The 5,187-nt window shown below is 69.8% G+C and carries 6 protein-coding genes; 4 read left to right on the top strand and 2 right to left on the bottom strand.

Annotated features, from left to right (window positions below; translation table 11 throughout):
- The 3 genes from FW784_RS12505 to FW784_RS12495 form a co-directional block, all read left to right on the top strand.
- Positions 1–375, top strand: a 375-nt coding sequence (locus FW784_RS12505; RefSeq protein ID WP_149353668.1) for a superoxide dismutase family protein, incomplete at its 5' end; no start/stop codon positions are given.
- The gene (locus FW784_RS12500; protein WP_149353667.1) at positions 372–875 is read left to right on the top strand and encodes a GNAT family N-acetyltransferase; all 504 of its coding nucleotides are present in this window, start codon (positions 372–374) and stop codon (positions 873–875) included. The genes FW784_RS12505 and FW784_RS12500, both read left to right, overlap by 4 nt.
- A 391-nt stretch (positions 876–1,266) precedes the next feature.
- The gene (locus tag FW784_RS12495; RefSeq protein WP_149353666.1) at positions 1,267–1,545 is read left to right on the top strand and encodes a hypothetical protein; all 279 of its coding nucleotides are present in this window, start codon (positions 1,267–1,269) and stop codon (positions 1,543–1,545) included.
- 210 nt (positions 1,546–1,755) lie between these two features.
- Here the strand turns inward: FW784_RS12495 and FW784_RS12490 are convergent, their stop codons facing one another.
- Entirely contained in the window at positions 1,756–2,667 is a 912-nt protein-coding gene (locus FW784_RS12490) for a hypothetical protein (protein WP_149353665.1), read from the bottom strand.
- Positions 2,668–2,755: 88 nt separating this feature from the next.
- Here FW784_RS12490 and FW784_RS12485 point away from each other — a divergent pair, with 88 nt between their 5' ends.
- A complete protein-coding gene (locus FW784_RS12485) occupies positions 2,756–4,033 on the top strand; it encodes an acetyl-CoA C-acetyltransferase (RefSeq protein ID WP_149353664.1) in 1,278 nt (425 codons plus the stop codon).
- 418 nt (positions 4,034–4,451) lie between these two features.
- On the opposite strand, the gene FW784_RS12480 is transcribed toward FW784_RS12485, so the two are convergent.
- Positions 4,452–5,147 (bottom strand): heme biosynthesis protein HemY, encoded by a 696-nt coding sequence (locus tag FW784_RS12480; protein ID WP_149353663.1) that lies wholly within the window; start codon positions 5,145–5,147, stop codon positions 4,452–4,454.
- Between the last annotated feature and the right edge of the window lie 40 nt (positions 5,148–5,187).

Genomic DNA, 5,187 nt, shown 5'->3' with positions numbered 1-5,187 from the left:
GGCGCGCACCTCACCGGCGACATCGGCGGGCTCGCGCCGAACAGCACGCATGGCCTGCACGTGCACGAAACCGGGGACTGCAGCGCCGCGGACGCGACGAGCGCGGGGCCGCACTTCAACCCGGCAGGGCGCGCCCATGGCGGCCCGGACAGCCACGCGCACCATGCGGGCGACCTGCCCAACATCGTCGCAGGCGCCGACGGCGTCGCGCATGTCGACCTGCATCTCAATGGGCTCACGCTCGGCGGACCCGCGGCGGGAAACATCCTCAACCGTGCGCTCGTGGTGCATGCGCAGCCCGACGACTACTCGTCGCAGCCGGCAGGCAACGCCGGCGCGCGCATCGCCTGTGGCGTTGTCCGGGCGGCGCCATGACGCGCACGTCCCATCTTCGCGTACGCGAAGCCAACCCGGGCGACGCCGCGTTGCTGGCACGCTGGGCACGCACCATGGCGCACGAGACCGAACACCTGGAGCTCGATGCCGACACCGTGCTCGAGGGTGTGACGCAGGGCATCGCCGATGCGACCAAGGCGCGTTACTTCGTGGCCGTGCGCGACATGCCCCTCGCCGGCGACGAGGTGATCGCCGAGCCGGTCGGCATGCTGATGCTCACCCGCGAGTGGAGCGACTGGCGCTGCGGCCACTGGTGGTGGATCCAGAGCGTCTACGTGACGCCCGCGCATCGACGCGGCGGCGTTTTCCGCGCGCTGTACGCGCACGTGCATTCACTCGCGCGGGCCACCGAGGACGTGCTCGGCCTGCGCCTGTATGTCGAACGCGAAAACGACACGGCGATGGCGACGTACACGGCACTCGGCATGCGCGACGCCGGTTACCGCATCTTCGAAGCGTCCGTGCGTGGCGCTGTCTGAGCGAGCGAACCGCGTGAGGGCGTGACCCCGCGGCGCGCCGGCTGCGGCGAATCGCGCTGCCGGCCCAGTGCTTCCGCCGGGGGAATCGCATGGGCGCGCAGGGTCGAACGGCCGGCGCGGTTTCGCGGCCAAAGCCGCTTGTTATTGCCGCTCTCTGCCTGTTCAGCCACCGCTTTCCACTCTGCCGCGGCCGCTTGGAGCGGACACCCTGTGGAAGCCGTCACAGCTCGCTCACGCCTCAACACCGGTTCAGGTGAAAGAAGGGTGACGGCCTTAACCTCCAGTGGCGGAAGACGTAGCCGATAGCTATTACAAGGCCGCGGAAAGCGCCGCAACCCACCATCCGTCCGACGCGCCGGCGAGGCGTGCGGACCCTCAGGAGTCTCCTGTCATGCAAGTCATGGGCGCCACGCTGCGCAAGATCACCGTCAAGGAGGGCATGACCGCCATGCTCTTCAGCCTCGCGCTCACCGCCGGCGTCGCGCTCGCGCTTCGCTCCAGTGGCCACGACATGTGGCAGGCCACCGATGCGCTGATGCCGGTATTCATCGGTGGACTCGCGCAGGCTGCAGGCATCAATCCGGTGCGCAGCCCGCTGCTGTTGGCGCTCGTCGCCGGTGGGGCAGCGGTGGTGATGCTGCTCAGCAAGCTGGCGCTCGGCGTCCTTTGACGCGCTTCGCGTAGCGCGGTGGCCGCCTTCGAGGCGGTCGTTCGGCGCACGGTCTAGGCGGGGATTCGCAGCGCGCGCGAGGCCGACGTTTGCGCTCGTGCACGACGCCGAGTGTCCAACCAGCAGATGCTTCGATCGGACCGTCCCGCAGCGCGCGCCAACGCGTCACGGCGTGCCCCGCGCCTACAGAGATCTGCCGACTACGGCCCGTCAGTCCAGCGCGGCGACGTGGTCGGCGTCGCGCTCGCAGTGCACGAAATTCACGATCACGCCGTGTGCCTGCAGCACCGCCGCGAACTGGCGCTGACGCGCCTCGAAATGCTCGTGCTGGCGAAACGCGCGCTCACGCATCGCGTCCGACTGCAGGTCGAGTCCGGGTGCGTAACGCTGTTGCCAGGCCTGCGACGAGAACATCGCGATGCGTGCCTCGCCGTCGACGTAACGGACCAGCGGCTCGGGCGGCGCATCGAGCAGCGTGTCGATCTCCGGGCGCAGCAGCGCCGTCTCGATCAGCGGCCATAGCGGCGCGAGGCCGGCGTGCTCGTACTGCAGAGATGTCATCGCGGCGAGGTCGTGCACGGTGAGGTAGCGCGCGTGCTCCACCTGCAGGCCGAACATCGCTTGCGCCGCGAGCGCGGTTGCAGCGCCAGCCATGCCGCGTTCGAGCAGTTCGTGCTCGAAAAGGTCGCCGAGCGGCGCCACCTTCGAAGGATCGCCGCCGAGGAGGAACGGCACGAGGCGCAAGGGGCCGCCCGCGAAGTCGGGCGAGGGCGCGAGCACCCCGGGCAGCTGTCCGTCGTGCGAGCCGAACGCGACGACGCGCGCGCGCCCCGCGCCGGGTGCACGCGCGGCCAGCGCATCCAGTTCGCGATGCAGCGGCCAGCCCGGTCGCAGCAGTTCGACCGGATCGTAATGCGCACCCACCGTCACCAGTTCGAGTTCCGCAGCTCCCGGCGCGAACGCGGCAAGGTCGGCGGCCATCAGCGAGGCCAGCTCGCCGGCCTGTTGCTGCGACAGCTGGCCCTCGCGTGCAGGCGCGCCGCCTGCAAGTTCCAGCGCGAGCGCGCCGAGCACGTGCACGGCGGAGCCGGCTGAGTGGATGTCGTTCGAATTCGCAGTCATCAGTACGCTGGCGTTTGGTGGCGCTACACTCGCCGCATCATACCGGCGGCGCCTGCACGGGCCGTGTCGTCACGCTCGCGAGGTCGCCATGCGCCAGTTCCGTCCCGTCGCCGTGCTCGGTGGCGTTCGCATTCCGTTCTGTCGCCAGAACACCGCTTACAGCGATGTCGGCAACTTCGGCATGTCGGTGCGCACGCTTGGAGCCCTCGTCGAAAAATACGGATTGCAGGGCCGCCAGCTGGGCGAAGTCGCGATGGGAGCGGTCATCAAGCATCCGTCGGACTGGAACCTCGGCCGCGAGGCGGCGTTGTCGTCGGGCCTGTCGCCGCGCACGCCGGGCATCACCCTGCAACGCGCCTGCGGCACGTCGCTGGACACCGTGGTGCACATCGCGAACAAGATCGCGCTCGGCCAGATCGACGTGGGCGTCGGCGGTGGTTCGGACACCACGTCCGACGTGCCGATCGTCTACGGCAACAAGCTGCGGGGCCGCCTGCTCAAGGCCAACGCCGCCAAGACCACCGGCGACAAGCTGCGTGCGTTCTCGGGCTTCGGATTCGGCGAACTCAAGCCGGATTTCCCGGGCGTGGCCGAACCACGCACCGGCAAGTCGATGGGCCAGCATTGCGAAGACATGGCGAAGGCGTGGCGCATCCCGCGCGAGGCGCAGGACGAACTGGCGGTCGCATCGCACCACAAGCTCGCGGCCGCTTACGAGCGCGGATTCTTCGACGACCTCGTCGTGCCGTTCCGTGGCGTTGCGCGCGACAACATCCTCCGGCCCGACAGCTCGCTGGCCAAGCTCGCCACGCTCAAGCCCGCGTTCGATCGCAGCAGCGGTCGCGGCACGCTCACCGCCGGCAATTCGACGCCGCTGACCGATGGCGCGGCGGCATGCCTGCTGGCCTCGAACGATTGGGCCGAAGCGAACGGCATCGAACCGCTGTGCTGGATCCGCGACGCGCAGGTGGCGGCCGTCGATTTCGTCGCCGGCGAAGGCCTGTTGATGGCACCGACGGTCGCCGTCGCCGAGATGCTCGCGCGCAACAACCTCGCGCTGCAGGACTTCGACATCTACGAGATCCACGAAGCCTTCGCGGCGCAGGTGTTGTGCACGTTGCGTGCGTGGGAGAGCGACGACTACTGCCGCGAGCGCCTGGGGCTGCAACACGCGATGGGCGGGATCGACCCGATGAAGATGAATCCGAACGGTTCGTCGCTGGCGACAGGCCATCCGTTCGCGGCCACCGGTGCGCGCATCGTCGCCACCGCCGCGAAGGAGCTGGCGCAGCGCGGCGGCGGGCGCTGCCTGATCTCGATCTGCACCGCGGGCGGCATGGGCGTGGTCGCGATCCTGGAGCGCTGAGGGCTCGCCGCGCCAGTGTTGCGTCGGGTGGGATGCGGTGCCGGCCTGCTGGTGTTTGCGCTCGTCCTTTCGGATCGCGCGCGGCCGGTCACGCGCGGTCGCGTGCTCGCATAAATGCGTAACCGCTGCTGCGTCGCGACGTCGCTGACGCCATGCGACGTCGAGCTCGGCGACGCTTCAGTCGGCGCGGGCGCAATGACCCGGCGCGAAGGCTGGGGCAAGCCGCGAGCGGATCGCGCGTGCACGGAGGGAGTCTTTCGATCTCCCGAGCGCCGGATTACAGCGAGCGCCACGGGCGCCGCTGCCTGTCGACGCGGGGTGGCCACCACTGCGCGAGTGCGTACGCGCCACCGCCACCGAAGCTGACCCAGGAGCACCTGCGCCGCCCGAAGGCGACGCAGGCTCCCTCCCGCAACCCTTACTGCAGCGTGGTTCCGTTGGTATCGACCGGGCCGCGCGGCGTCGCGAAACGCTGCGCCTGCGAGGTCGTCGGCAACTCGACCAGCCCATCTCCACGCGCGCTGCGCAGCGCGTTCGCATAGGCGATTCGCGCACGTGCGTCTTCGCCGTTCGCCGCGTAACCGTCGCCCAGCAGTTCCCAGGTGTCGGAGCTTGCGCCGCGATCGATCGCGTCGTGCAGCGAAGCTTCCGCGCCCGGCCAATCGCCGTGCGCGTACTGCAGTCGCGCGCGGCTGGTGAGCAGCCCGGGGCTCCCCGGATGCTGCGCAAGCCAGCGTTCGATGCGCGAGGCACGCTCGTCGAGCCTTCCGATCGACAGCCGCCCGTACAGCGCGGCGAGGGAGTCGTCCCAGTGCGCGTCGAGCGACTGTTCGATGGCGCGCGCGGCGGCGTCGTCCCAATGCAGCGCTGCAGCACGCTCGGCATACGCGGCGACGATCGCGGGATCCTGGCGAAGCGTGGCCGGCATCGCGTCCCAGTGCGCGGCCAGTACGTTGCCATCGGCCGCGTTCGCCAAGGCCCCACGCGCCCAGCGCGATTCGAGCCGCGGCAATTCGGCGGCCGGCACCGCATCCGATTTACGTAATGCGCCGAGCATGCCGTAGGCCTCGTCGTGACGGCCGCTGTCCGCCAGCGCCTGCGCTCGCAGTGCCAAGCCACGCGGCGGCTACTCGTGGAATTCCGGCATGTTCCTG

Origin of the sequence: Cognatilysobacter lacus, assembly GCF_008274655.1 — a bacterium.
In the GTDB taxonomy this organism is placed as follows: Bacteria; Pseudomonadota; Gammaproteobacteria; order Xanthomonadales; family Xanthomonadaceae; genus Cognatilysobacter; species Cognatilysobacter lacus.
The sequence above is the reverse complement of the archived record's forward strand: the minus strand, read 5'-3'. Positions and strand labels throughout refer to the sequence as shown.